At 67.8% G+C, this 23,439-nt stretch carries 23 protein-coding genes; 11 read left to right on the top strand and 12 right to left on the bottom strand.

Annotated features, from left to right (window positions below):
• Nucleotides 1–2: 2 nt before the first annotated feature.
• Both imuA and AC3ITN_RS11190 read right to left on the bottom strand, forming a co-directional pair.
• The gene (imuA, locus tag AC3ITN_RS11195) at nucleotides 3–620 is read right to left on the bottom strand and encodes a translesion DNA synthesis-associated protein ImuA (RefSeq protein WP_489390548.1); all 618 of its coding nucleotides are present in this window, start codon (nucleotides 618–620) and stop codon (nucleotides 3–5) included.
• A 175-nt stretch (nucleotides 621–795) separates the two neighbouring features.
• Nucleotides 796–1,956 (bottom strand): MFS transporter, encoded by a 1,161-nt coding sequence (locus AC3ITN_RS11190; protein ID WP_489390547.1) that lies wholly within the window; start codon nucleotides 1,954–1,956, stop codon nucleotides 796–798.
• 73 nt (nucleotides 1,957–2,029) lie between these two features.
• On the opposite strand from AC3ITN_RS11190, the gene AC3ITN_RS11185 reads away from it, so the two are divergent.
• A complete protein-coding gene (locus AC3ITN_RS11185; protein WP_489390546.1) occupies nucleotides 2,030–2,476 on the top strand; it encodes a winged helix-turn-helix transcriptional regulator in 447 nt (148 codons plus the stop codon).
• Between the two features lie 34 nt (nucleotides 2,477–2,510).
• Here the strand turns inward: AC3ITN_RS11185 and AC3ITN_RS11180 are convergent, their stop codons facing one another.
• Both AC3ITN_RS11180 and AC3ITN_RS11175 read right to left on the bottom strand, forming a co-directional pair.
• Nucleotides 2,511–2,990, bottom strand: a complete 480-nt coding sequence (locus tag AC3ITN_RS11180) for a type II TA system antitoxin MqsA family protein (RefSeq protein WP_313340922.1) — start codon at nucleotides 2,988–2,990, stop codon at nucleotides 2,511–2,513.
• Nucleotides 2,991–2,992: 2 nt separating this feature from the next.
• Entirely contained in the window at nucleotides 2,993–3,343 is a 351-nt protein-coding gene (locus tag AC3ITN_RS11175; protein WP_489390545.1) for a type II toxin-antitoxin system MqsR family toxin, read from the bottom strand.
• 457 nt (nucleotides 3,344–3,800) lie between these two features.
• Here AC3ITN_RS11175 and AC3ITN_RS11170 point away from each other — a divergent pair, with 457 nt between their 5' ends.
• Nucleotides 3,801–6,626, top strand: a complete 2,826-nt coding sequence (locus tag AC3ITN_RS11170) for a beta-glucosidase family protein (protein WP_489390544.1) — start codon at nucleotides 3,801–3,803, stop codon at nucleotides 6,624–6,626.
• A gap of 720 nt (nucleotides 6,627–7,346) precedes the next feature.
• Nucleotides 7,347–9,242 (top strand): CocE/NonD family hydrolase, encoded by a 1,896-nt coding sequence (locus tag AC3ITN_RS11165; protein WP_313340930.1) that lies wholly within the window; start codon nucleotides 7,347–7,349, stop codon nucleotides 9,240–9,242.
• A gap of 69 nt (nucleotides 9,243–9,311) precedes the next feature.
• Here the strand turns inward: AC3ITN_RS11165 and AC3ITN_RS11160 are convergent, their stop codons facing one another.
• Nucleotides 9,312–10,406: an alkene reductase gene (locus AC3ITN_RS11160; RefSeq protein ID WP_489390543.1), complete on the bottom strand. Its 1,095-nt coding sequence runs from the start codon at nucleotides 10,404–10,406 to the stop codon at nucleotides 9,312–9,314.
• Nucleotides 10,407–10,564: 158 nt separating this feature from the next.
• Here AC3ITN_RS11160 and AC3ITN_RS11155 point away from each other — a divergent pair, with 158 nt between their 5' ends.
• The 4 genes from AC3ITN_RS11155 to lldD all read left to right on the top strand — a co-directional run bounded on the left by AC3ITN_RS11155 (nucleotide 10,565) and on the right by lldD (nucleotide 13,560).
• A complete protein-coding gene (locus AC3ITN_RS11155) occupies nucleotides 10,565–11,323 on the top strand; it encodes an SDR family NAD(P)-dependent oxidoreductase (protein WP_489390542.1) in 759 nt (252 codons plus the stop codon).
• A gap of 109 nt (nucleotides 11,324–11,432) precedes the next feature.
• On the top strand, nucleotides 11,433–11,891 hold the full coding sequence (locus tag AC3ITN_RS11150) for an MgtC/SapB family protein (protein ID WP_489390541.1): 459 nt from the start codon (nucleotides 11,433–11,435) through the stop codon (nucleotides 11,889–11,891).
• Entirely contained in the window at nucleotides 11,888–12,325 is a 438-nt protein-coding gene (locus AC3ITN_RS11145) for a VOC family protein (protein WP_313340941.1), read from the top strand. The genes AC3ITN_RS11150 and AC3ITN_RS11145 overlap by 4 nt, the downstream gene beginning before the upstream one ends.
• 74 nt (nucleotides 12,326–12,399) lie before the next feature.
• On the top strand, nucleotides 12,400–13,560 hold the full coding sequence (gene lldD, locus AC3ITN_RS11140) for an FMN-dependent L-lactate dehydrogenase LldD (RefSeq protein ID WP_489390540.1): 1,161 nt from the start codon (nucleotides 12,400–12,402) through the stop codon (nucleotides 13,558–13,560).
• A gap of 60 nt (nucleotides 13,561–13,620) precedes the next feature.
• Here the strand turns inward: lldD and AC3ITN_RS11135 are convergent, their stop codons facing one another.
• Nucleotides 13,621–13,926 carry a hypothetical protein gene (locus AC3ITN_RS11135; protein WP_489390539.1) on the bottom strand — a complete coding sequence of 102 codons (306 nt, stop codon included), beginning with the start codon at nucleotides 13,924–13,926 and terminating at the stop codon, nucleotides 13,621–13,623.
• Between the two features lie 103 nt (nucleotides 13,927–14,029).
• Between AC3ITN_RS11135 and AC3ITN_RS11130 the strand changes: the two genes are divergently transcribed.
• On the top strand, nucleotides 14,030–14,524 hold the full coding sequence (locus AC3ITN_RS11130; RefSeq protein ID WP_489390538.1) for a DUF1543 domain-containing protein: 495 nt from the start codon (nucleotides 14,030–14,032) through the stop codon (nucleotides 14,522–14,524).
• 9 nt (nucleotides 14,525–14,533) lie between these two features.
• On the opposite strand, the gene AC3ITN_RS11125 is transcribed toward AC3ITN_RS11130, so the two are convergent.
• Nucleotides 14,534–15,244, bottom strand: coding sequence for a M949_RS01915 family surface polysaccharide biosynthesis protein (locus AC3ITN_RS11125; protein WP_489390537.1), 711 nt, complete (start codon nucleotides 15,242–15,244; stop codon nucleotides 14,534–14,536).
• 179 nt (nucleotides 15,245–15,423) lie between these two features.
• Between AC3ITN_RS11125 and AC3ITN_RS11120 the strand changes: the two genes are divergently transcribed.
• The 3 genes from AC3ITN_RS11120 (at nucleotide 15,424) to AC3ITN_RS11110 (ending at nucleotide 18,017) form a co-directional block, all read left to right on the top strand.
• Complete coding sequence (locus AC3ITN_RS11120) at nucleotides 15,424–16,050, top strand: decarboxylase (RefSeq protein ID WP_313340954.1); 627 nt, start codon at nucleotides 15,424–15,426, stop codon at nucleotides 16,048–16,050.
• A gap of 189 nt (nucleotides 16,051–16,239) precedes the next feature.
• Nucleotides 16,240–17,136, top strand: coding sequence for a hypothetical protein (locus AC3ITN_RS11115; protein ID WP_489390536.1), 897 nt, complete (start codon nucleotides 16,240–16,242; stop codon nucleotides 17,134–17,136).
• 113 nt (nucleotides 17,137–17,249) lie between these two features.
• Entirely contained in the window at nucleotides 17,250–18,017 is a 768-nt protein-coding gene (locus tag AC3ITN_RS11110) for a SapC family protein (protein WP_489390535.1), read from the top strand.
• A gap of 258 nt (nucleotides 18,018–18,275) precedes the next feature.
• On the opposite strand, the gene AC3ITN_RS11105 is transcribed toward AC3ITN_RS11110, so the two are convergent.
• From AC3ITN_RS11105 to AC3ITN_RS11085, 5 genes are all read right to left on the bottom strand, one after another.
• The gene (locus tag AC3ITN_RS11105; RefSeq protein WP_313340961.1) at nucleotides 18,276–18,596 is read right to left on the bottom strand and encodes a putative quinol monooxygenase; all 321 of its coding nucleotides are present in this window, start codon (nucleotides 18,594–18,596) and stop codon (nucleotides 18,276–18,278) included.
• A gap of 559 nt (nucleotides 18,597–19,155) precedes the next feature.
• Complete coding sequence (locus AC3ITN_RS11100; RefSeq protein ID WP_489390534.1) at nucleotides 19,156–19,872, bottom strand: DUF2968 domain-containing protein; 717 nt, start codon at nucleotides 19,870–19,872, stop codon at nucleotides 19,156–19,158.
• Nucleotides 19,873–19,989: 117 nt separating this feature from the next.
• On the bottom strand, nucleotides 19,990–22,149 hold the full coding sequence (locus AC3ITN_RS11095; protein WP_489390533.1) for a TadG family pilus assembly protein: 2,160 nt from the start codon (nucleotides 22,147–22,149) through the stop codon (nucleotides 19,990–19,992).
• A 28-nt stretch (nucleotides 22,150–22,177) separates the two neighbouring features.
• Nucleotides 22,178–22,594, bottom strand: a complete 417-nt coding sequence (locus AC3ITN_RS11090; protein WP_489390532.1) for a DUF3613 domain-containing protein — start codon at nucleotides 22,592–22,594, stop codon at nucleotides 22,178–22,180.
• Nucleotides 22,591–23,439, bottom strand: a complete 849-nt coding sequence (locus AC3ITN_RS11085) for a tetratricopeptide repeat protein (RefSeq protein ID WP_489390531.1) — start codon at nucleotides 23,437–23,439, stop codon at nucleotides 22,591–22,593. The genes AC3ITN_RS11090 and AC3ITN_RS11085 overlap by 4 nt, the downstream gene beginning before the upstream one ends.

The following is a 23,439-nucleotide window of genomic DNA, read 5'->3' as shown; positions in this document are numbered from 1 at the left end:
CCTCAATGGGCCAGGGCCAGCGGCAACGGCTGTGCCGGTGCCTGCCCGCCGCGGCACTTGAGCACCCGCACCTGGCCGGCCTCGAGCTGCAGGCGCAGCGGGGCCGGGGAGGGGTTGCGCGCCAGGCGGCTGTCACGGAAGGCGAAGCCCAGGCACTGGCCGGTTTCGGCCGCCACCTGCAGCCGGCGCAGGGTGCGGTCGTCGGCATGTCCCGGCCAGCACAGCACGGCCGCGCACGCGGCCGAACGCAGGCATTGTTCGGCCGCCCACAGCGCCTCGCGCGCCGTGGCATGCACCACCTGCAACTGGCCCAGCGCCATGCCGGCCCCGGCCCAGGCCGGAGCGTTCGGCAGGTGGGGCGGGGCGACCAGCACCACGGTCTGCTGCAGTTGGCTCAGCCGGGCCAGGGTGGGCCAGACCAGCGCCAGCTCGCCCTGGCCGGGGGCAGCCAGCAGCACCTCGGACAGCGCCGCCGGCGGCCAGCCACCGCCGGGCAGCCGCGCATCCAGCGCCGGGTGTCCGGTGGGGTGGGCGGGGGGGTCCGGTACCGCGCCACGCGGCTGCCCGCGCCAGACCTGGCGGCTTTCCAGCAGCTGCTCCAGGGCCAGCACGGCGCCCATCAGCGCACCGCCCGGACGGGCTGGAACAGGGGGAAGGGGGCGGAAAACCGGGGCATGAGGGCGAGTATCGGAAGCGCGAGTGTCAAGGGCTGAGACCGACATGCTACCGCCAATTAGTAAAAATGCTAATGGTTTCGCCGTTCATGTGTGATGGCCTCTTACGTCATTCAAACGTTCATGACCGCCTCAAAAAAGCGCCCAACGCCAGCGCCGATACCGCGCCCCCGGCCAGACATACCGCGCCCCATCCGTGTGCCGCATACAGCGCGCTCCCGGCCAGCGCGCCCAGCCCGCTGCCGGCGGCGTAGAACAGCATGTAGGCCGCGATCGCCTGCGCCTGGGCCTGCGGCGCGGCCGCCAGGATCAGGCTCTGATTTGTGACATGCAGGGCCTGTATGGCCAGGTCGAGCAGCAGCACGCCCAGCACCAGCCAGCCCAGCCCGGCGTGCAGCGCCGACAGCGGCCACCAGCTCAACAGCAACAGCAGCAGCGCGCCCAGCGTGACCCGGCCGGCGTGCCCGCGGTCGCTCCAGTGCCCGCTGCGTGCGGCCGCCAGTGCGCCCAGCACTCCGACCAGGGCGAACGCGCCGATCGCGGTATGGCCAAGCCCGAAGGGCGGTGCACTCAGCGGCAGGGCCATGCTGCTCCAGAACAGCCCGAAGGCGGCGAACATCAACAGCCCCAGCACGCCCCGTTGGCGCAGCACCGGTGTGTGGCGCAGCAGGGCCGTCAACGACAGCCGGGGCGAGCGCTGCGGCACCGGCAGCCGCGGCAGGTGCCGCCACAGCAGCACCCCGGCGCCCACCATGAGGGCAGCGGAAAGCAGGTAGACCGCCCGCCATCCCGCCAGGTCGGCCACCACCCCGGCCACCACCCGCGCCAACAGCAGGCCGATCACCACCCCGGCCTGTGCCGCCCCGACCACGCGCCCACGTTCATGGGATGAAGCGGCCGCCGCCGCGTAGGCGATCAATCCCTGGGTCATCGCCGTGCCGAGCAGGCCAACGGCGAGCATGCCCAGCAGCAACGCCGTCGCCGTGCCCGCGACCGCGACGCAGAGCAGCGCCACGACCAGTGCGGTGGTCTGCAGTGCCATCAGCCGCCGCCGCTCCATGCGGTCGCCCAGCGGCACCAGCCACAGCAGCGCTGCCACCGACCCGACCTGGGTGGCGGCGATGACGGCGCCGATCCAGGCCGTGCTGATATGCAGGTCGGCCGCCAGGGCGTCGAGCAGCGGCTGGGCGTAATAGACGTTGGCCACGCTGAGTCCAGCCGCACACGCGAACAGGAGCAGCAGCGAAGGCGCAAGGCGGGGCAGTGGGCGCGCGGCGGACATAACTGGTCTCAAAATAGAACCAGTTGAGTCTGCTGCATTTGGTTCTAAAATGAAACTACAAAGGAGGCCCTTCATGAGCGACGACCTCAACCGCACCTGCCCGGTGGCACGCGCGCTGGACCTGATCGGCGACCGCTGGTCGCTGCTGATCGTGCGTGACGCCTTCGACGGCGTGCGCCGTTTCAGCGATTTCCAGCGCAGCCTGGGGATGTCGCGCAGCATGCTCAGCCAGCGCCTGCAGGCGCTGCAGGATGCCGGCGTGCTGGTCCAGCAGGCGGCCGCCGATGGCAGCCGTTATCAGGACTACGTGCTTACCGCGCAGGGCCAGGCGCTGTTTCCGCTGGTGGTGGCGCTGCGCCAGTGGGGCGAGGGCCATCTGTTCGCCCCGGCTGAACCGCGTTCGCACCTGCAGGTGATCGGCGACGGGCGGGAACTGGCGCCGTTGCTGCCGCGCGATGCCGATGGCAGGCTGGTCGCGGCTGCCGATACTGAAGTGATCAAGCCGGTGCAGATCGACTGACGCAGCCGGAAACGCATTTCCGTTCCGTGCATTGCTACGAATTGTTCCGGGCTTTGGTTTGAATCGGAATACGCCGGGCCTCCCGGATCTCCCCGAGGAGATCCGGGTGGCGATCAAGCAGGTAGAACAGGTTGAACACCGCTGCTACCGGCTGGGCCTTGCCCGTCTCGTAACGAGAAAACGCATTGGGACCGCCGCCGGCAATAGTGGCCGCTTCATGCTGGCTGAGACGCAACTTCCGACGCACACGGCGCAGTTCCGCGCCCGCTTCCAACCGTACCTGCACCACCAGATCATCTGCTGCAGCGAGATATCGTGCCTGACTGGTTTCATCCAGGAATGTTTCTTCGCAGTGCACGCAACGCTGACCGGTCATGCGGGGAACATCAATCACCCGATTGCCGCTGGCAAGCGGCAGGTTGCCGGAAAAGGCAACCAGGGAATCGACCGTGCCACATGCCGGGCACTGACCAGGGGCGATGGTTGGATAGTCACGTCCGGTTGTCGTTGTCATGGTCAGAGCTTCTTGAAAGAGATAACGAGCTTGGGCGAAGGGGTGACAGCGGCGCTGGAGGTAGCGGCGGGAAACCAAAGCATGAACTTGATATAAGCCAATCCGTTTTCAGTTGGGGCGTGATAGACGTCCTGCCAAAGCGTGTGGCTCACATCGGCTTCGGCTGTCATGGACTTGAAAAAATGCTCCGGCATCAGCCTCAGAATCGCAGCTACCGCCTGGCGCGGATTCAACTGCATGGCGGTCATTCCAGCGATTGCCTTGAAACCAAATACACCGGTTCCGAACTGGCGGACTACCTGCTTGACCTGTGCCAGGGGGGTAGCACGGCGTCCGCTTTTCCCATACGCCATCAGGCCGCACTGCGACGCCGAGCGGTGGAACGGGAAGAAGGCTGTCTGGCTGCGATGGGATCATCGCGTGCTTCCATGACTGGGTTGAATATACACCTTAGAGGTTAGTTCGCAACTCTGGAAATCAAACGTCTGGATGGATTCACCAAGCTCGATAGGCCGTCTCCGTGCAGTCATCGACCTCCACTTACGCGTCGCGACCGCACCGCTGAACCTGAACACGCTGTTGACACGGATGAACAGGGTGGACGACTCTTGACCGGATGGGTGCCGGTCACGGCACCCTGCAGGTGGGGTGGCTGTAGCGACGGGCGGAGGGGCCTGGTCGTAGCCGTCCCAACTGTGTAGTTCCGATGCCGGCCACGGAAACGTGCCGGGATCCGCCACGACGGCGCTGCACCCTTCTGCGGCAAGACTCCCTGGATTTTCTGCGTCAGCAAAGGTGTTTCGCCCGCTTATGAAAACGATTACAAAGCCCCTGGCCCTGACGGCCGCCATCGCTCTGTCGCTGTCTGCCTCCGCGCTGGCCGCAACGCCTGCCACCGCTCGCGATGCCTTTACCGTGCTGAGCCTGGAGAAGGCGCCCGATTACCTGGACGCCAAGGGCGTTGCCGCCCAGCTGCAGGCGCTGGACGTGGACGCGCTGACCATCGGCAACGTCGTGCGTCCGGCCGACACCATGGGCACCGCGCACGCCCCCGATCCGCTGGCGGCCCTGGCCGACCAGCTTGGCTACACCTACCGCTTCGTCAGCGCCGACCCGGCGGCGGCCGAACAGCGTGGCAGCATCGTGCTGTCGCGGCTGCCGGTGGAGGCCGAATCGGGCGTGGAAGCGCCCGGCCTGAATTACCTGCGGCTCAATGACGGCCGCCACGTGGTCGCGCTGTACACGCGTGCCAGCGTCGCCGCCGCCGACGGCGTTGCGGTCAAGGCCCTGGTGGACAGCTCGCGGCTGGGCGCCCCGGCGGTGCTGCTGGGCGTCGATGCCGCCACCGCGACGGCGGCAGGGTTTGCCAAGGTCGCCAATGGCGCCGGCTACAGCCAGGGCTTCGAGGCGTCCGGCAGCAAGGCGGTCAAGCTGCGCATCACAGACGATGCGGCCATTGCCGGCCAATTGCTGACCCTGGGCTACACCGCACCGGTGGGAGGCGACACGCCGTGGATGGACACGGGCCTGAGCGCGGATGCGCGCGCGGCGCTGCTGGTGGCCCGGATGACGGTGGACGAGAAATTCCAGATGCTGCACAGCTACTTCGGGCTGGGCAAGGACGGCGGGCCGCTGCCGGAAGGCGCGGTGGGGTCGGCCGGTTTCGTGCCCGGCGTGGCGAGGCTGGGCATTCCGGCGCAGCAGTCGGCCGACGCCGGCGTGGGCGTGACCAATCCGGGCGGCATCCGCAAGGGCGACCATGCCACGGCGATGCCGTCGGGCCCGTCCACCGCGTCGAGCTGGAACCCGAACATCGCGTTCGCCGGTGGCGCCACCATGGGCCGTGAGGCCTGGCAGCAGCGCTTCAACATCCTGCTCGCCGGCAGCGTCAACCTGCAGCGCGACCCGCGCAACGGCCGCAACTTCGAATATGCCGGCGAAGACCCGGTGCTGGCCGGTCGCCTGGTCGGCGAATCGATCCGCGGCGTGCAGAGCCAGCACGTGATCTCGACGATGAAGCACTTCGCGCTCAACGACATGGAGACCTCGCGCAACTTCCACAGCGCCGAGATCGGCGAGCAGGCCATGCGCGAGTCGGACCTGCTGGCGTTCGAGATCGCGCTGGACGCGGGCAAGCCCGGTTCGGTGATGTGCTCGTACAACCGCATCAACGGCATCTACGGCTGCGAACACGACTACCTGATGAACCAGGTGCTCAAGCAGGAATGGAAGTTCCCCGGCTTCGTGATGTCCGATTGGGGCGGCGTGCACAGCGGTTCGAAGGCGGCGCTGGCCGGTCTGGACCAGCAGTCGGCAGGCGAGGTGTTCGACAAGGCGGTGTACTTCGATGCACCGCTGCGCCTGGCCGTGGCCGGTGGCACGGTGCCGCAGGCACGGCTGGACGACATGGTGGCGCGGATCCTGCGCACGATGTTCGCGCACGGCAACTTCGACCTGCCGCCGCAGCACGTGCCGATCGATGACGCGGCCGGCTTCCTGGCGGCGCAGCGCACGGTGGAGGAGGGCAGCGTGCTGCTGCGCAATGCCGGCGACCTGCTGCCGCTGGGCAAGGACGTGCAGCGCATCGTGATCATCGGCGGGCATGCCGACAAGGGCGTGATCGGCGGGGGTGGTTCGTCGATGGTGGGCTGGACGGCCAAGGGCACCAACGCGGTGCCGGGCGTGCTGCCGACCACGTGGCCGGGCCCGGTGATCTTCCACCCGTCCTCGCCGCTGGAGGCGCTGCGCGCGGAACGGCCTGATGCAACGATCGAGTACGTGGACGGTCGCGATGTGGCTGCTGCGGCGCGCGCTGCCGCTGCGGCGGACGTGGCGATCGTGTTCGCCACGCAGTGGTCGGCCGAATCGGTCGATCTGCCGCACATGCAGCTGCCGGACAACCAGGACCGGCTGATCGCCGGGGTGGCCAAGGCCAATCCGAAGACGGTGGTGGTGCTGGAAACCAACGGCCCGGTGGAGCTGCCGTGGCTGCAGCAGGTGCCGGCGGTACTGCAGGCGTGGTACCCGGGCATCCGCGGCGGCGAAGGCATCGCGGCGTTGTTGACCGGCAAGGTCAATCCGTCCGGCCGCCTGCCGGTCACCTGGCCGGTGGATGCCAGCCAGCTGCCGCGTCCGCACGTGAACGGGCTGGGTTTCAATCCGAAGCAGAAGCCGGATGACACCATCGACTATGACATCGAAGGCGCCAACGTCGGCTACAAGTGGTTCGCGGCGAAGGGCCTGGTGCCGCAGTTCGCGTTCGGCCACGGGCTGTCCTACACGCAGTTCCAGTACGACAACCTGACCTACACGGGCATGGGCCAGCGCCTGGTGGCGACGGTCGACATCCGCAACACGGGCAAGGTGGCCGGTGCGGACGTGGCCCAGCTGTACCTGAAGATGCCGGAAGGCAGCACCACGCCGATCCGCCTGATCGGGTTCCAGAAGGTCACGCTGCAGCCGGGCGAATCGCGCCGGATCCGCATCGAAGCCGAACCCAAGGCCATGGCCAGCTTCGACACCGCCGACAAGCAGTGGAAGATCGCCGAAGGCCATTACGAACTGCAGCTCTCGCGCTCGGCCAACGAGCCGCTGCAGACCACGCCGATGGTGTTGAGTGGTGGTGTGGTCAAGTGAGGTAAGCGGTGCAGGCGCGATGCGTGGGCGTCATGAGCGCTCACGCATCAAGGCGAGAAGCCTTGGGCTGCAGGTGCCTGCAGGTTGGCCAGCGGGTGTGGGTCTGCGGGACACGCACGCTCTGGATCGCACCCTGTCCCGTAGAGCCGGGCCTTGCCCGGCTGCTTCACGCATCTGGGCGGACGGCCGAGGGTTGATACATGGCCTGCGTTGGGCCGGCGGGTGTGGGTTTGCGGGACACGCCGTAAATCCATCCTTGGAGGCTTGTAGAAAACATCCATGTTTTCTACAGTCCCGCAAACCCACCCCCGCCAGCCTTTGAAAGTTGGCTGGTGTCCAAGGGAAATCAAACGCAACGACCACGGCAACGCTCGGTTTCCGACCAGCGGTCGTCGCCCACTGCTTTCCCTTGGCCACCGGCTGACCGTCAAGGGGTCGGCGGGTGCGGGGGTACGGGACCGTAGAAAACATGGATGTTTTCTACGAGCCTACATGGACGTATTTACGGCGTGTCCCGTACCCCCGTGCCCGCCGGCCCAAGCCAAGGACATTCGCAGACCAGGGCTTTGGCTTTGGCTTTGGCTCTGGCTTTGGCTTTGGCCTTGGCTCCAGGGCTTTGCTTCAACAGGCCGTTCGCGGCCAACCATCGGCACATATCGGTCGGGAAAGAACAGCGCTAGGCTGCGGAGGTTGGTCGCCATCACCTTCCCGGAGAGAGCCATGCGTGTCCGTGTCGTGCCTGTCGTGCTGTTGAGTCTCATGGTTGCCGCCAGCGTGTCCGCGCAGACCGCGCCCATGAAGCCGGATATTCCGGCCAAGGGCTTCGTGACGCCCACGGCGAACTTCGACTACGACAAGCGCGAGGTGATGATCCCCATGCGCGACGGCACCAAGCTCTATACGGTGATCGTGGTGCCAAAGGGCGCCCGCAACGCACCGATGCTGTTGACCCGCACCCCGTACGATGCCGCCAACCGCGCCAAGCGCATCGATTCGCCGCACATGCGCGACATCCTGCCGCAGGGCGACGAGGTCTTCGTCGATGCCGGCTATATCCGCGTCTTCCAGGATATTCGCGGCAAGTACGGTTCCGAAGGCGATTATGTGATGACCCGGCCGCTGCGCGGGCCGCTCAACAGCACCCAGGTCGACCATGCCACCGATGCGTGGGACACCATCGACTGGCTGGTCAAGCACGTGCCCGAGAGCAACGGCAAGGTCGGCATGCTCGGGTCGTCGTACGAGGGCTTCACCGTCGTGATGGCGCTGACCAACCCGCATCCGGCATTGAAGGTGGCCGCACCGCAGAGCCCGATGATCGACGGCTGGATGGGCGATGACTGGCTCAACTACGGCGCGTTCCGCCAGGTCAACTTCGGCTACTTCACCGGCCAGCTGGCCAAGCGCGGCAAGGGCCCGTCCATCCCCAGCGTGGGCTACGACGATTACACCACCTTCCTGCGCGCCGGTTCCGCCGGCGACTACGCCAAGGCCAATGGCCTGGACCAGCTGCCGTGGTGGCACAAGCTGATCGAGCACCCCGCCTATGACGCGTTCTGGCAGGAGCAGGCGCTGGATGCGCAGATGGCCAAGACCCCGTTGAAGGTGCCAACCCTGTGGCTGCAGGGCCTGTGGGACCAGGAAGACATGTGGGGCGCGGTGCACAGCTATGCGGCAATGGAGCCGCGTGACAGCAGCAATACCCTCAACTACCTCGTCATGGGGCCCTGGCGGCACAGCCAGGTCAATTACGATGGCAGCGCTCTGGGCGCACTGAAATTCGACGGCGATACCGCACTGCAGTTCCGCCGCGATGTGCTCAAACCGTTCTTCGACCAGTACCTCGTGGATGGCGCCGCCAAGGCCGACACGCCGCCGGTGCTGATCTACAACACCGGCGAAAATCACTGGGACCGCCTGCAGCAGTGGCCGCGCACCGCCGCGCAGACCCGGCCGCTGTACCTGCGTGCCGGTGGCAAGCTGTCGTTCGAGGCGCCGCAGCCGGGTGAGGCGACCTACGACGCCTATGTCTCCGATCCGGCCAAGCCGGTGCCGTTCGTGCCGCGGCCGGTGCGCTTCGCCGACCGCGACATGTGGACCAGCTGGTTGGTGAAGGACCAGCGTTTCGTGGATGGCCGCACCGATGTGCTCACGTTCGTGAGCGAACCGCTGACCGCGCCGCTGCGGATCGGTGGCGCGCCGCAAGTGAATCTGCAGGCGGCCACCAGTGGCAGCGACAGCGACTGGGTGGTGAAGCTGATCGACGTGTATCCCGACCAGGTGCCGTCCACCCCCGAGATGGGCGGCTACGAGCTGGCGGTGTCGATGGCGATCTTCCGCGGACGGTACCGCGAAAGCTTCAGCGACCCGAAGGCGATCACGCCGAACCAGGTGCTGGATTACCGGTTTGGCCTGCCGACCGCCAACCACGTCTTCCAGCCCGGCCACCGCGTGATGGTGCAGGTGCAGTCCAGCCTGTTCCCGCTGTACGACCGCAACCCGCAGACCTTCGTGCCCAACATCTACCTGGCCAAACCCGGCGATTACCAGAAGGCGACCCAGCAGGTGTGGCATGCACCGGCCAACGCATCGTTCATCTCGTTGCCGGTCTATTGAGCGGTAGCGCCGGCCGTTGGCCGGCGCCCCGCACACCGGGAACGCCCGGCGCTACCGCGTGTCTGGCGGTCAGCCGGACACGCTGGGGTAATCGATGTAGCCCTTCGCGCCACCGCCATACAGCGTGTCCGGGTCCAGCTCGGACAGTGCCACGCCCAGCTGCAGGCGTTCGACCAGGTCCGGGTTGGCAATGAAGGCGCGGCCGAACGCGATCATGTCGGCGTACCCCGACGCAATGGCCTGGGTGGCACTGTCCTTGTCATAGCCGTTGTTGGCGATCCACGCACCCTTGAACCTGGTCCGCAACGCGGCGTAGTCGAAGGCAATGTTGTCGCGCGGGCCGCCGGTCGCCCCTTCGATGACATGGATGAAGGCCAGGTCGCCAATGGCGTCGAGCCGTTCGACCGCGCGTTCGAACAGCGGCTGCGGCTGCGAATCGTGCGCGTCATTGGCCGGCGTCACCGGCGACAGGCGCACGCCGGTTCGATCGGCGCCGATCTCGGCGGCAATGGCGCGGACCACTTCGTCGAGCAGGCGCGTGCGGTTCTCGATGCTGCCACCGTACTCGTCGGTGCGCAGGTTGCTGCCGTCACGCAGGAACTGGTCGATCAGGTAACCGTTGGCGGCATGCACTTCCACCCCGTCAAAGCCGGCGGTGATCGCATTGCGTGCGGCCTGGCGGAAGTCCTGGATCAGCCCGGGAATTTCGTCCAGGCGAAGCGCACGCGGTTCGGAGACGTCTTCAAAGCCCTTGGCCGTGAACGTCTTGCCGTTGGCGCGCAGCGCGCTCGGCGCCACCGGTACTTCGCCCTCGGGCAGCAGGCTGGTGTGCGAAATGCGGCCGACATGCCAGAGCTGCAGCACGATGCGGCCGCCGCGTGCGTGCACCGCGTCGGTGACCTTGCGCCAGGCATCGATCTGCGCCTGGCTGTAGATGCCCGGCGTGTCGAGATAGCCCTGGCCGAGCGGGCTGATCTGGGTGGCCTCGGCGATGATCAGGCCGGCGCTGGCGCGCTGCTCGTAATACTGGATGGCGAGCGGATTGGGCACGCGCCCTTCAATGGCGCGATTGCGCGTGAGCGGGGCCATCGCGATGCGGTTGCCGACCTCGATCGCGCCGAGCCGGGTGGGGGTGAACAACGTACCGTCAGTGGTCTGGGTCATGTGCAGTGCCTTGGGGAAGGAAGTCGTGCGGGGGTACGACACCCAGCATAGGCCCGGGTGCGTTGCAGCGATGGGAAGCATTGTTGCGGGGCGCTGCGTGCACGTTGCGTAACGCATTCGAGGCGTAGGGTGGGGTGACTCAAGCAGAGGCAAACGCAATGATTGATTACCAACTCAAGGGCAAGGTCGCCATCGTCACCGGTGGCGTCTCCGGCATCGGCCTGGCCGTGGCCGAACTGCTGGCCGACTCCGGTGCGGCGATCGCGGTGTGGGACCTGAAGGACGACGCCGTGCAGAAGACCGCCGAGGCCATCCGCGGACGCGGCGTGAAGGCGATCGGCATCGCGCTGGACGTCACCGACGAGCAGGCGGTGGAGGCGGCCGTGCAGCGCACCGTGCAGGAACTGGGCGGGCTGGATGTCGCGGTCAACAACGCCGGCATCGGCGGGCCGTCGGCGACCAGCGGCGACTATCCGGTGGACGGCTGGAAGCGCGTCATCGACGTCAACCTCAACAGCGTGTTCCTGTGCCAGCGTGCGCAGATCCAGGCGCTGCGCAAGGCGGGCAAGGGCGGCAGCATCATCAACATGGCCTCCATCCTGGGCCAGGTGGGCTTCGCCAATTCCGCCGCCTACGTGGCGGCCAAACATGGCGTGGTCGGACTGACCCAGACCGCCGCGTGGGAACACGCCAGCGACAACATCCGGATCAATGCGGTCGGCCCGGGCTTCATCGCCACGCCCCTGCTGGACAAGATGGACCCGGAGGTGCGCAAGGCGCTGGAAGCCAAGCACGCGCTCAACCGGCTCGGCAAGGCCGAGGAAGTGGCGGCACTGGTGGCCTGGCTGGCCAGCGCGGACGCGTCGTTCGCCACCGGCACCTACTACGCTATCGACGGCGGCTACCTGGCGCAGTGATCGGCCCGGAGCGGGGACGACCCCGCTCCTGCACGCCGCACTCACGCCGGACTTCACGGCGCTGCCACGACCATCACGCAACGCTTCGCGCATTGGCGAGGAGAAGTGGATGGGACTGGAACAAGATTTTTCGATCCTGCTGCGGATTGCCGCGGCGATGCTGTTCGGTGGCGTGCTGGGTCTTGAGCGCGAGCTGGGCAAGCACGCGGCGGGATTGCGCACGCATATGTTGATTGCGGGTGCAGCGGCCCTCATCGTCGGCCTGGGCGACAGCATTGCCGAGCACTTCCAGCAGGAGCGCTATCGCGACTTGCTGCAGGTGGACCCCGTGCGCCTGATCGAAGCCGTGGTGGCCTGCGTCGGCTTCGTGGCGGCCGGCACCATCCTGCGGGGTAGCCGCGAGGACGAGGTGAGTGGCCTGACCACGGCCAGTTCATTGATCATGGCCGCCGCAATTGGTATCGCGGTCGGCATCGGGGAGTACGTGATCGCCATCGGCGTGAGCGTCATGTGTGTCGTGGTGCTGACGGTCTTCCGTCGGCTGTCCAAGAAGCTGGAGTCGTCATGAGCACTCAACGCCCGTTCGAGATCCAACGTATCGACCATGTCGTGCTGCGCGTGCAGGACCTGGCGCGGTCGGTGGCGTTCTATCGTGACGTGCTGGGTTGCACGGTCGCGCGCGAGCGTCCGTCGTTGGGGATGGTGCACCTGCATGCCGGTGCGTCGATGATCGATCTGATCAGTGTGGACGGCTCGCTCGGCCAGCGCGGTGGGGCGGCAGCGGGTGCGCAGGGGCGCAACCTGGAACACTTGTGCCTGCGCGTGGAGCCGTTCGACGAGGGGCAGCTGCGCGAGCACCTGCAGATGCACGCGATTGCAGTAGAAGGGAAGGTGAGCAGCAACATGGGGGCGGAAGGGGACGGGCTTTCGCTCTACCTGCGCGACCCCGATGGCAATGCGGTGGAACTGAAGGGGCCGTCCAGCGCCTGCGGCTGCGGGTGACCGCAGGCCCGCTGCACCGGGGTAGATCTTTGGTCTAATGGGCGCGCCGCGCCTGTTTCCGCCATGGTTGGGCCATGATCATCTCTGCTTCCACCGATTACCGCGCCGCCGCACAGCGCCGGCTGCCACCGTTCCTGTTCCACTACATCGACGGCGGCGCGTACGCCGAACACACGCTGCGCCGCAACGTCGAGGACCTGGCCGACATCGCGCTGCGCCAGCGCATCCTGCGCAACATGTCCGACCTGAGCCTGGAGGCCGAGCTGCTTGGCGAGCGCATGGCCATGCCGGTGGCGCTGGCCCCGGTGGGGCTGACCGGCATGTATGCGCGGCGGGGCGAGGTGCAGGCGGCACGCGCCGCTGCCAGCCGGGGCATTCCGTTCACCCTGTCCACCGTGTCGGTGTGCCCCATCGAGGAAGTGGCGCCGGCCATCGACCGGCCGATGTGGTTCCAGCTGTATGTGCTCAAGGACCGCGGCTTCATGCGCGACGCGCTGGAGCGGGCCAAGGCGGCCGGGGTCACCACGCTGGTGTTCACCGTGGACATGCCGACACCGGGCGCACGCTACCGCGATGCGCATTCGGGCATGAGCGGCCCCAACGCCCCGCTGCGGCGCATGCTGCAGGCCGTCACGCACCCGGGCTGGGCCTGGGATGTGGGCGTGCGCGGGCGACCGCACGATCTGGGCAACATCTCCGCCTATCGGGGCAGTCCCACGGGTCTGGCCGACTACATCGGCTGGCTGGGCAGCAACTTCGACCCCTCCATTTCGTGGCAGGACCTGGAGTGGATCCGCGCGTTCTGGTCCGGGCCGATGGTGATCAAGGGCATCCTGGATGCCGAAGATGCGCGCGACGCGGTGCGCTTTGGCGCCGATGGCATCGTGGTGTCCAACCACGGCGGACGCCAGCTCGACGGCGTGTCGTCCACGGCACGCGCGCTGCCGGCCATTGCCGATGCGGTCAAGGGCGAGGTGGAGATCCTGGCCGACTCCGGCATCCGCAGCGGGCTGGACGTGGTGCGCATGCTGGCGCTGGGGGCCGACGGGGTCCTGCTCGGCCGTGCGTTCGTCTACGCGCTGGCCGCGCAGGGTGAGGCCGGCGTAGCCAACCTGCTCGATCTGGTGGCAAAGGAAATGCGCGTGGCGATGACCCTCACCGGCGCCAGGACGCTGGCCGATATCAGCGCCGATTCACTGGCCAGCGAAATCCGCCGCGGGCATCTGGTGCCGTAGCGCCGGTCGGAGCGGCGGCGATCACGGCGTCATCGCCGGGCAGCCAGGCAGGGCCTGGCACTACTCGCAGCGGGCGGCGGTGATGATGTTGTTCTTGTCGATGTACACGCGCAGGCGGTCCGTGCGCGTGTCATGCGAGACGATGGTTTCCGGGCCGATCGGGTTGATCAGGCCAGTACCGCTCTCCAGCAGAAGCTTGCGCAGGGTCGGCTGATCGGCCACCTTGCCGACCGCCCAGCCCAGGCGGGTGTCATGGCACTGGCCCGAGCTCGGGATTTCAGGGCCGGGCGAGGTCGCGCAGGCCGACAGGGTCAGGGCGGTGGCGATGGCCACCAGCGGGATCACGTTGCGCGAACGGGACGTCATGGGTCGCTCCTGCGGTTGCCAGCCCCGACCATACCACCGCCGTCGTCCGGACCGCGTGTGGGCGCCGCTACACTGTCGCCTGGACGAGGCGAAGGAGCCGGTAGTGCTGCACGTGTTCATGCTGGGCGGGCGCCATGCCCGCGCGCGGATCGAGGTTCACGACGTGGTGTTCGCGAATGTCGAGCGCATCGAAGACGCCTACCCGCAGCTGCGCCAGGACTGGTTCGGTGCCGCCAAGGGGCTGCACATCGATGGCTGGTTGGCGGTGGACGGCGTGGAGGACTATCGCGTCCGATTCGGCAACGCTGCGCCCGCGCCCGATGCCCCGCGGCTGTTCTTCGTCAATCTGGGCGGCTACGTGCCCGGTGCCCTCGGCGAGGTGCACGACTACCTGCTGCTGGTGGCGCCGGACCTTGCCAACGCCCGGATCAAGGCCAAGACACTGCGCGACGCGCAGTGGATCAAGCCGCATACCGATGCACTGCTGGACGTGGATGACTGCATCGCCATCGACCAGGTCGGCGGGCGCTACGTGGCGCTGGAACGTGCTGGGCATGGCGGGATCAAGCAGGTCAGCGACTACATCGTGATCGGCTGAGCACTGCGCTTACGGCGCGCCATCAGCGGCGTCGCCCGGCGCCTCGCGCAGCTGCGACCACACCGTGTCCAGGTGCCGCACGAACGGCGCCGGCGCGCCGGCCAGGGTGTCGCTGTCGTGGCGCTCGCCGCCGAACGGCGGCTCGCCGTCCAGCGTCACCAGCGACTCGCCTTCGATGCCGTAGTGGTTGCTGCCGTCGATCAGGCTGATGTGGATCTGCTGCGGATCGATGCCGCCACCGCAGAACGTGTGGCTGGCCAGTGTGATCTCGGCCTGGCCGTCGCCATCCAGGTCGGTGACGCCCACCCGGTCGAGGAACCAGCCGGCATCCAGGTCCAGGCCCGGGCAGGGCTGGCGGATCTGGCGCTGCCAGTGCTTGTCCCACGCCGCCTGCGCCGAAGGCCGTGCGTGGAAGCGCGCGGTCAACACCGCCACGTCCAGGGTTTCCCCGTCGGGATCGTCCACGGTCTCGTCGCTGCGCTCCACCACCAGCAGGCCTTCGCCATGACGGTCGCGGAAGTGCACGCGTTTGAGCGCCGTCTCGCCACCCGGCAGCAGACCGTCCACCGCCACCGCGTCGGGCAGCAGGGCGAACGCAGGTTCGGGCGCCGGGGTACTGCCGTGTTCGGTGCAGCCCGCCGACGCAACGGCGAGGGACAGCAGCAGCGCAAGCCGGCACGGGCGGGACAACAGCAGGGGCGTGATCGGTCGGTGGCGCATGGGCATTCCGTGGCGGGGCTGGCGCGATCATCGCCCATGCGCGCGCGGCAACGCCAACGCCACGTCGCGACCAGCACGCCGCAATGGGATTGCCGGGCATCCGGGGCGGGCGCATAGTGGCGCCACGCCGAGCACGCGTCGACTGCGCCTGCGGCATCACTGACAACGGAATGGACGGCATGCGGCACGGATCATGGACAACGGCAGGGCGCGCGGGTGTGCTGGCCGCGATGATGCTCGCCGGATCGGCGGGGGCTGCGGGCAACCCTGTCTTCGGTGGGTGGCGCAACCTGCATTCGGCCAGTGGCAGCGAGCCGGTGCTGCAGGATCTCGCCTTCGCGCTGCTGCCTGCGGCTGCAGACAAGGGCGAGCGGTTCGCCATTCTCGACCGCGAGAGCAAGCGCGCGGTGTGCTGCCTGGTGGTGGACAGCGAGCGCCTGGATGCCATTGCCCTGGAAACCCGCTACCGCCTGCCCGGGGTCTGGATCGCCGACCTGCTGGGCAGCGAAGAACGCAACCGCCGCCAGGGTGACCCGTACGTGTACGCGATGACCCGCGATGCCGAGCTGGTGGAGTACCCGTTCTCCGACCTGCCCGAAGCCTACAGCGACCTCGGCGGCCTGCTTCTGCCTGCCGGCGCTGCGCTGGAACCCAGCGGCACGGTCAAGGTCGGCAGCGGCCGCTGGACCGTGCAGTTCCGGCGCCTGCCGCTGGCCGACGAGAATGGCGCGCTGGACCGCTACACGCTGCTGCCTGCCAGCGGCGGCAGCGGGCAGGTGGTCGAGGTGCCGTTCAGTACGTATTGACCGCTTCCGCAACGCACGGCCAGGGCGCGCGCGCGGGCAGGCCGATGTGGAGGCTGGCCTGCAGGCCAGCGGCGAGGAACGGCAGGACCCTTGCGCGGTGTTGACCGGCGCCGCCGGCGCGTTGCACGGCGTGCGCTGGGCCGGATCCGGCGACGGGCTATCATCGACGTTTGCAACGGAAGGAAGGCCATGACACGGATGCTGAATCGGACCGCCGCGTATGCGGCCATGGCGCTGCTGCTCGCGCTCCAGCTGCCCACGGCGCTGGCCGCGCCCGATGCTGTCCAGCGCGACCGCGCCGGCAACCGGCTCGAGCGGCTCACTGAACAGGCGGGGCCGGTGGATGCCAGGGAGCGCGCCGAGGGTGCCTCGTCCTGGTACTGCACGGCGGATCGGCAGTGGTGCGTGCGCACGACCCGTGAGGGCGACGAGGGCGCCGCGCAGCTGGAAGTGACGCAGCAGGTGGCGGGTGAGGCCGAGCCGCGCGTCCGCTACGTGCCCCTGGTGGCGGGCGAAGAAATGCGGAACTACCAGCCGTGGCCGTACCTGGTCCGCATGGCGCCGGGTATCGGGGCGCCGCGGCCACCGCACGACCCGCAGCAGGCCGCGCTGGAGAATGTCCTGGTGGGGGTCCTGGCCGAGTGGAACACGGCGTACTCCGGCGGGGGCGCCACCGCGTCCCGCCTGTCCCTGAGCCGCCTCTACCACCAGGACGACGGCATCCAGATCGACGCCGTGCTGGAGCTGCCGTCGGATGGCTCGTCGATGATCCGGGCCTGCTTCAGCGAGAAGGACATGGCCCAGCGCGCCGGCGCCTGCCACGACGAGTACACCTTCACCGCCGAACTGCGCCTGGATCCGGGCGCGGAGGGCATGCCGGTGCTTCGCTACACGACCAGCGCCACCCGTTATCCGGCCGGCGTGTCGCGGGAGCGCGACTCCCTGGCCATGCCGCGCCTGACCCGCAGGGACCTGCGGACGGAGACCGACCGCGCCTGCTCGTTCCAGCGCACGCTGCGCTTCAGCGGGCAGGGCTACCAGCCCGACGCGCCCATGCCGCAGTGCAGCGAATTCACCGAGCTGTAGCCGGCTGCAGGCCGGCGGCACGCAATCGTCAAACAGCCACGCTATAGTGGCCGATCTATGCGGTGCCCGCTTTCGCGCCCGGGCTGTCTGGCGCGTCGTACCTGACCTAATCCATGACTGCTGAAACGACTACTCCGCCGGCCGCTCCGGCCCAGGCTACCGGCCCGCTGTTCTACCGCCAGCCGCTGCCGCTGCAATCGGACAAGCACGCCAACTGGCGCCTGCGCCCCGGTTCGCTGGCGTTCGCCGCTGAAACCAACGCCATCCCGGCAGTGATCGGCGAGTTCGGCATGGCCGCCCAGCATTTCCCCATCCTGTTCACCGGCCAGGACGCCGCGCCGATCGTGGCGGTGGGCCTGGCCCGCAGCAACCTGTTCGTGACCGATGGCAAGTGGGCCGACGACACCTACGCGCCGGCCTACCTGCGCCGTTACCCGTTCGTGTTCATGCAGTCTGACGATGAAGGCAACTTCCTGCTCGCGCTGGATGCCGAATCGGAACAGGTCAACCAAGGCGTCAGCGATGAAGGCGAGCCGCTGTTCGTCGATGGCAAGGCGACCGAGCTGGTCGACAACGCCATGAAGTTCTGCGCCGATTTCACCCGCGAACACGAGCAGACCCGCCAGTTCAGCGCCGCGCTGCTGGCCAATGACCTGCTGGTGGAGCGCAGCATCGACGTGACCCTGAACACCGGCGAGAAGATGTCGGTGAACGGTTTCCAGGTGGTGGACGTCGAGAAGCTCGCCAAGCTGCCCGACGACATCGTCGTGGCCTGGCACCGTAACGGCTGGCTGGCCTCGGTTCACCACCACCTGACCTCGCTGGCGCGCTTCAACGCGCTGGTGAAGCGTCAGAGCGAGCAGGTTGCCGCGGCAGCCTGATTGCACTGCACGGCGGCCCTGGGGCCGCCGTGGATGTAGTGCCGTGCGTGTAGTGCCGCACGTGTAGTGCCGCACGTGTAGTGCCGACTGTTAGTCGGCAAAGATTGAATGCAGCCGACTAACAGTCGGCTCTACCCAGACGGCAAAAATCAAATGCAGCCGACTAACAGTCGGCTCTACCAGGTCGGCAAAAATCAAATGCAGCCGACTAACAGTCGGTTCTACCCAGTCGGTTCTACCCGTCGGCTGTGCCGCTTTTTACGCCCAGCTCTGGAGCAGCTCCAGCACCTGCGGCTCGCGCGGTGCCTGCAGCAGGTCCGGCAGCAGCGCGTCGTAGGCGGCGCGGTAGTCGGTGGACTGGTGGGCCAGGAAGTCCTCCACCGATTCTTCATTCCAGCGCTCGTACAGCGTGAACACGGTGGGATCGCTGGCGTCGCGGTGCAGGTCGCAGGACACGAAGGCAGGTTCCTCCGCCATGCGGTCGATCAACGCATGCACGGCCTCGAGCCATGCATCGATCTGTTCGGGTTTGACCCGCAGTGTCACGTAGAAGACCAGCGGGATGTCGGTGTCGGTCATGGCGGATTCCGATGGAGAGATGCGCACAGTGTAAGGGGGGAGTGCGCGGCAGGTCGTTCAGGGATGTGCGTCGCCCGCGTGGCGGGATACCGCCTCGAACGTGCGCAGCGTGGCGGGGGTATTGGCGCTGCCGCCGGCGGTAGGGTACGAGCGGACTGCTGGTCCGCCTGCCGTTGACGTTGATGTTGCCGGTAGAGCGGACTGTTAGTCGGCTGCCGTTGACGTTCGCGCCAAGAGCAGCTGACTAACAGTCAGCTCTACCCACCGCTGCTGTTGCCCTTGCCGGTAGAGCGGACTGTTAGTCCGCTGCCGTTGCCGTTGCCGGTAGAGCTGACTGTTAGTCGGCTGCCGTTGACGTTCGCGCGGAGAGCAGCTGACTAACAGTCAGCTCTACCCACCGCTGCCGTTCGCGTGCGCGCGGAGAGCAGCTGACTGACAGTCAGCTCTACCCACCGCTGCCGTTGACGTCCGTGCCAAGAGCAGCTGACTAACAGTCAGCTCTACCCAGTCGGCTCTACCCGTCGCTTCTACCCGTCGCTTCTACCCCGTCGGTGTTCCTTTACGGGGTGCCGGAGTGGCCCGAGGGTGTTGGCGGGGTGGGCTGCGGGGTGCTGTTTTCCGGGACCGGCAGCGACAGCTCCGGGTTGCCCTGTTGCGCCTGCAGCGCCTGGATGCGCTGGTTGAGCTGGTCCAGCTGGGTGTGCGAGCTGCGCAGGTCCGTGCTCAGCGATACCGCCTGCTGCTTGGCCTGCTGGATCGAGCTGCTCACCTGCTGTGCCTGCTGGCGCTGCAGGTCGGCTTCCTGCTGCAGGCTGCGCAGGCGCTGCTCGTTGTAGGCCACCAGGTTCTCGGTGTAGCGCTTGCCCGCTTCCAGGCGCGTGGTGTCGATGTACACCTGCGCCAGTTCTTCGGTCTGCCCCACGAACGTGCGGTAGACCTTCTCGGCGTTCTCGACCGAATCGGTCTTGATGACGCGCCAGAACTCCTTTTCGTGGAACAGCGACACGTAATACTGCAGCGTGCCGGTGTTGAACAGCAGGCTGGCACCGTAGCTGCCGTTGTAGGTGGTGCGCAGCTCGGTGAGCTGCTGCGAATCCATCAGCTGGCGCAGTTCCTCCACGGTGTTGCGCACGGCCGGCGCAGTGCGCTCGGCGTCGGCGGCCTCACCCTTGGGTGCGCGCTTGGCGTACGCCGTCGGGACAACGGCCAACGACAACAGCATGCCGCCCAGCAACAGGCAACGGCTGACGGAAACAACCCCTTTCTTCTCTCGCATCATCAGATCATCCAAGAACGGATCAGCGGTTAAAAAGCGTCTGGAAACCCAGTCCCCACGGCAGTCTAGCGTGTCCCACGGGCGGCCGCATCCGCCTGTGGAACCTGTTTTTCCAATTCAGTAAACCAACTGTGCAGGATTGCATGCCGTGGCCTGCAGGTGCACGTCCGTACGTCCCAGTTCCAGCCCCAGAACGCTTGCCAGCGTGTTGGTGAGCAGGGTGCCGACGCCGTTGAGCAGCGGCTTCAGCACGCCCTCCAGCACCGGCCGCAGCAGGGTGCAGAGCAGCCCGCTGCAGGCCACGGAATTGGTCCCCGGGTCGGTCACGCCGCCGCTGCCCTGGTAGGCATCGAGCACGCCGGCCGGGGCGGTCTGCAGGTACGAGGTCAGGTTGCCTTTGACGCACGCGTTGTACGCCAGCAGCGTGCTGACCAGACCGCTGCAGCGGTTGATCACCAGGCCGCCGAGCAGGGTGCCGAGCAGGCCGTCCAGCACGCCCAGGCCCTGGCCGGTGACCGTGGCGCGGTAGCCGTCCCAGGCCGATCCATCCTTGTAGCAGGTGACCAGACCGAGCAGCCCGCAGGCGTAGGGCACGCCGTTGTGCACCGTCCAGTCGCCGAAGGCGGGAATGCCCTGTGCGGAGGAGCCGTTGCGCAGCAGTGCGATGGTCTTGTCCACGTCGTACAGGCCGTTGCCGGGGTTAGAGGCCTTCAGGAACTGATCGGCCAGCTGCCCGGAGGTGGTGCTGGTATCCATGCCCTTGGTCGCCGGGTTGAGCATGCCGCCGAGCACGCGCAGCAGCTGTTGCACCAGGTCGTTGACTGCCGTGCCGATCTGCGCGCCGTTGATCCAGGTCGACTTCGTCTCGCCGGCGGCCAGGGTCAGGCGTTCGCTATGGGTCAGTGCGTTGAGCTGGATGCGGTCGTTGATCAGGGGCGCACCGAACAGGGTCAGCAGTTGTTCGTTCTGCAGGCTGGCGTCGCATACGTTCTTCGTGGAGAACTTGTCGCTGTCGGCGACCTTGCCGACGCAGGCGCGCAGCACGGAGGAATCCACCTGGATGGTTGCCGTGGCCGGTTGCGCCGCGCACTGCAGGCTGGTCACGGTGCCCATGGCATTGGTGACGTCGGCATAGATCGGCAGGCGCAGGCGGATGCCGAGCGCGGTCAGCACCTTGCCCAGGCCGAAGGCGAGGGTGTTGCTGTCGATGTCCAGGTTCACGCGCACCTGTGCGTTGTACGCACGCGCGCCCACCCCGCCGATGGCGATGGACGGCGGCTCGATCACGGCCGCCTTCGCCTGCACGCCCAGTACGTCGAGATGATTCACCGCGACGGCGCGCCCGCTGTTGGCGATGCTGATGCTGGTGGTGAGCAGGTCGAGCGCGCTGACCTGCGCCTCCAGCGCGGCAGTGGCGGGGCCGTCCGGCGCGACGATGCGGCCGAACAGGCCGCTGCCGGCGGCATCGCTGCCGAGCTGCACGTTGAGCGTGTCGATGTCCAGTTGCGCCGCCAGTGCATTGCGCAGCGCACGCAGGTCCACGTTGGCCGCACCACTCTGCGCCAGTACGCTGGCCGTGGCGTCCAGCAGCTGGCCGAGCGAGACCTTGTGCGCGGCGAGCAGCGCGTTGAAGTCGCCCACGCTGATGTTGGCATCCACGGGGATACCCAATGCCTTGAGCAGGCCGTTGGGGGTGATCTTCGCCTGCGCCAGCCCGTCGTACCCGAGCAGGGTGGTCTGGTCCAGGTCGACCCCCACCAGCTTGAGCACGCTGCCCAACGGCGTGTTGCCGTTCACGCGCAGCAGCTGCGAGCCGACACTGAACACCGCCAGCGGCGGCGCGCGGGTCGCCACGGCCTGCGCGCGTACCGTGGGCAGGCTCTGGTTCTGGCCGAAGAACGGCAGCACCGAGCGCTCGGCCACGACCTTGACCGCGTTCACCGGTGCGGTCGCGGCGGGCGCGATGAAGTGATCGGTGCTGGCATGGGTCGGGTTCCAGTCGCCGCACTGCACCTGCAGCGTGCCCGGGAAGCGGTTGGCGTTCAGGGCGTTGAGGCGTGCGGCGCTGTTGTCGGCGCGGTCGGCGCTGCACAGGTCCAGGCGTTGCGCACCGGCCAGCGCGGACAGGTCGGCGATCTTCTGCACGTCGCGCTTGGCCCAGTACAGGTAGCCGATCTCGACCAGGCCCAGCATGCTCACCAGCCCGACCATGACCATCATCATCGTCACCGACATGCCGCCGCGCTGCCGCTGCGGTGCCGGGGCAGGCGGATCCATCCTCGTCGACGCTGGCGCGCTCATCTGCTTACTCCCCGCTGCCGGAACCGGATACGTCCTTGCGCACGCTCTTCTCGAGGTATTCGGGGATCGGATGCGAGAAGCTCTGCAGATAGCGCGCGTAGCTGAGTGATGCCTGGTCGCCGAGGATCGGCAGGTGCCCGCCGGCGTGTTCGCCACTGGCCTGCAGCTGCAGCAGGGCGCGGGTGGTATCGCCGATCTGCGCGCGTGCCGGCAAGGCAAGTACCAGCGGGGCAGGCGTGGTGACGGGCACAGGTGCAGGACGCGCAGCGGGCGCCGCCGCAGGCGTGGTCGGCGGGGCACCGGGCTCGCCCAGCATCTGACCGGTCAGTGGGCGCTGCTGCGCGCCGGCCGCAGACGCCGCAGCGAGAGCCAGCCAGAGCAGTGCATGAGGGACGACGAAGCGGCAGGCGAAGGACGTCATGGTGTGCTCTCGGTTGTGGAATCGGCGCCACCGAAGCGTTCGAGCATCGGGGGCGCGATCCGGGCGTCGCTGCGGTCAGGGACTGCGGTGCCGCGCGCCACCGCGGTGCTGGCGGTGGTGTTGGCTGCGCTGCGGGGCGGCGCGGCCGGCGCGCGCGTTACCGGGGGTTGCCGCAGCTGCTGAGCCAGACGCCGCACTTCCTGGCGGGTGGCGTCGGGCAGCGCTGCGCTCTGCAGGATGCGCTCGGCCATGGCGGTGTCGTTGCGCAGCAGCGCCCACACGGCGAGGTTGGCGTTGGCCTTGGGGTTGCCGGGGGCCAGCTCGGCGGCCTTGGCCAGCGGTTCGCGGGCCTGTTCCAGCTGGCCCGCACGCAGGCGCGCGAAGCCGAGGTCACCGAGGTAGTCGGTATTCAACGGCTGCAGCTGCACCGCGCGCGCCAGCGCCTGTTCGGCCTGGGTATCGTCGCCATCGCGTATCGCGATCAGGCCCAGTCCGTGCCGCGCGGCGGCCGCCTGCGGACCGTTGGCCAGGCTGACGTACAGCGAGCGTGCCGCGGGCAGCTGTCCGGTCTCGCGCAGTGCGTCGGCCTGCAGCAGGCGCATCGCCGGGCTGTCGCCGTACCGCTGGCGGTAGGCATCCACGTGCGCCAGCGACGCGTAGTACGCGCCTTGCCGCTGCATCTGACCGATCAGCTCCAGGTACAGGCGCTTGTCGTCCTGTGGTGGGGTGTCCGGTCCGGCCAGGCTGACCGGGTCCGGGCGGTAGGCGGTCTTCGTGGACTGGCAGGCGCTGCACACGGCAAGGGCAGCCAGCAGCAGGGTGAGGGAAGCGGTGCGGTTCGGCAT

This window comes from Stenotrophomonas sp. KH_036_B (assembly GCF_057839485.1).
The sequence above is the reverse complement of the archived record's forward strand: the minus strand, read 5'-3'. Positions and strand labels throughout refer to the sequence as shown.

Excerpts from the sequence above, each read along its gene's own strand:
- imuA (WP_489390548.1), bottom strand. The coding sequence starts at position 620 with ATGGGCGCCGTGCTGGCCCTGGAGCAGCTGCTGGAAAGCCGCCAGGTC.
- AC3ITN_RS11190 (WP_489390547.1), bottom strand. The coding sequence starts at position 1,956 with ATGTCCGCCGCGCGCCCACTGCCCCGCCTTGCGCCTTCGCTGCTGCTC.
- AC3ITN_RS11185 (WP_489390546.1), top strand. The coding sequence starts at position 2,030 with ATGAGCGACGACCTCAACCGCACCTGCCCGGTGGCACGCGCGCTGGAC.
- AC3ITN_RS11180 (WP_313340922.1), bottom strand. The coding sequence starts at position 2,990 with ATGACAACGACAACCGGACGTGACTATCCAACCATCGCCCCTGGTCAG.
- AC3ITN_RS11175 (WP_489390545.1), bottom strand. The coding sequence starts at position 3,343 with ATGGCGTATGGGAAAAGCGGACGCCGTGCTACCCCCCTGGCACAGGTC.
- AC3ITN_RS11170 (WP_489390544.1), top strand. The coding sequence starts at position 3,801 with ATGAAAACGATTACAAAGCCCCTGGCCCTGACGGCCGCCATCGCTCTG.
- AC3ITN_RS11165 (WP_313340930.1), top strand. The coding sequence starts at position 7,347 with ATGCGTGTCCGTGTCGTGCCTGTCGTGCTGTTGAGTCTCATGGTTGCC.
- AC3ITN_RS11160 (WP_489390543.1), bottom strand. The coding sequence starts at position 10,406 with ATGACCCAGACCACTGACGGTACGTTGTTCACCCCCACCCGGCTCGGC.
- AC3ITN_RS11155 (WP_489390542.1), top strand. The coding sequence starts at position 10,565 with ATGATTGATTACCAACTCAAGGGCAAGGTCGCCATCGTCACCGGTGGC.
- AC3ITN_RS11150 (WP_489390541.1), top strand. The coding sequence starts at position 11,433 with ATGGGACTGGAACAAGATTTTTCGATCCTGCTGCGGATTGCCGCGGCG.
- AC3ITN_RS11145 (WP_313340941.1), top strand. The coding sequence starts at position 11,888 with ATGAGCACTCAACGCCCGTTCGAGATCCAACGTATCGACCATGTCGTG.
- lldD (WP_489390540.1), top strand. The coding sequence starts at position 12,400 with ATGATCATCTCTGCTTCCACCGATTACCGCGCCGCCGCACAGCGCCGG.
- AC3ITN_RS11135 (WP_489390539.1), bottom strand. The coding sequence starts at position 13,926 with ATGACGTCCCGTTCGCGCAACGTGATCCCGCTGGTGGCCATCGCCACC.
- AC3ITN_RS11125 (WP_489390537.1), bottom strand. The coding sequence starts at position 15,244 with ATGCGCCACCGACCGATCACGCCCCTGCTGTTGTCCCGCCCGTGCCGG.
- AC3ITN_RS11120 (WP_313340954.1), top strand. The coding sequence starts at position 15,424 with ATGCGGCACGGATCATGGACAACGGCAGGGCGCGCGGGTGTGCTGGCC.
- AC3ITN_RS11115 (WP_489390536.1), top strand. The coding sequence starts at position 16,240 with ATGACACGGATGCTGAATCGGACCGCCGCGTATGCGGCCATGGCGCTG.
- AC3ITN_RS11110 (WP_489390535.1), top strand. The coding sequence starts at position 17,250 with ATGACTGCTGAAACGACTACTCCGCCGGCCGCTCCGGCCCAGGCTACC.
- AC3ITN_RS11105 (WP_313340961.1), bottom strand. The coding sequence starts at position 18,596 with ATGACCGACACCGACATCCCGCTGGTCTTCTACGTGACACTGCGGGTC.
- AC3ITN_RS11100 (WP_489390534.1), bottom strand. The coding sequence starts at position 19,872 with ATGCGAGAGAAGAAAGGGGTTGTTTCCGTCAGCCGTTGCCTGTTGCTG.
- AC3ITN_RS11095 (WP_489390533.1), bottom strand. The coding sequence starts at position 22,149 with ATGGATCCGCCTGCCCCGGCACCGCAGCGGCAGCGCGGCGGCATGTCG.
- AC3ITN_RS11090 (WP_489390532.1), bottom strand. The coding sequence starts at position 22,594 with ATGACGTCCTTCGCCTGCCGCTTCGTCGTCCCTCATGCACTGCTCTGG.
- AC3ITN_RS11085 (WP_489390531.1), bottom strand. The coding sequence starts at position 23,439 with ATGCCGAACCGCACCGCTTCCCTCACCCTGCTGCTGGCTGCCCTTGCC.